The organism is Aureispira sp. CCB-QB1 (assembly GCF_000724545.1).
GTDB lineage: Bacteria > Bacteroidota > Bacteroidia > Chitinophagales > Saprospiraceae > Aureispira.
This window is the reverse complement of the sequence record NZ_JHBV01000072.1, coordinates 1-929: the sequence shown is the minus strand read 5'-3', so window position 1 is coordinate 929 and position 929 is coordinate 1. Positions and strand designations below refer to the sequence as shown.

Sequence of the window (929 nt, the reverse complement as noted above, 5' to 3'; positions counted from 1 at the left end):
GGTGCTAAAGCCAATTCTCCATTGTCTGTCGTTGGAGCAGGTTCTACATCAATAGTTACTTTGGCTTCTGTACAAGCTTGCGGTTGTCCATTGTCACAAATATCATATAAATAGGTCACCTCTCCAACAAAACCTGTCGTTGGTACAAAGGTATATGTTCCATTCGCATTTTGAGTCAAGGTTCCTGCATTTGCATTGGGAGTACCATCTTCATTAATTCCACCAACTGTTGTTCCTACTCCCAACCCAATTACTGTTTCTGGAGTACCATCACCATTCGCATCAATCTCAACTCCTGTCAATGTTTGATTATCTTCTTCTTGATCGTAATCATTGGTTAAGACATTACCAACAATGGTTACATTGGTTGGTGTTGTGTTAATATCATTGGTCGCATACGTTGTATTGCCCTCTCTCCAATCACGCTCAACTGTAATCTCATTTTTAGCATCTGGATGAGAGTTTGGATTCAAACCAATATTAGTTGCATTGGTATTCGCTGTATTATTATCATAACCATCCAACAAGCCGTCACCATCTACATCAGCCGTACCACCTGATAAGCCTGTATTCGCATTTGGACTATCAGCACCATTTACAACACCATCGCCATTGGTGTCGTGTCCTTCAATAACATCTGGAATACCATCATTATCAGTATCCAAATCTAGATAATCTGGATTATCTGCTGCACCATCTTGATTGTTGGGTATAATACCAGAACCCGCTCCTCCAAATATCGCATCGTTGCTATCATAAATATCATCTATCCCATCTCCATCGGCATCGTTATTAACAGGAGCGACATAAGTCCTTGTTCCTTGCCCTTCCGTGTTATCAACAATACCATCATTGTCCGCATCTATGTCCAAGAAATTATAATTGTTATCACCATCTTGGTTGTCATTTGGATAGCTATTCGGTGCACC

The 929-nt window shown here is 40.6% G+C and carries 1 protein-coding gene; it reads right to left on the bottom strand.

Translation table 11 applies throughout. From position 1 onward, the window contains the following. The coding region (locus tag CG11_RS30530) for a cadherin-like domain-containing protein (protein ID WP_197043958.1) at positions 1–929 on the bottom strand (929 nt) is incomplete at both ends.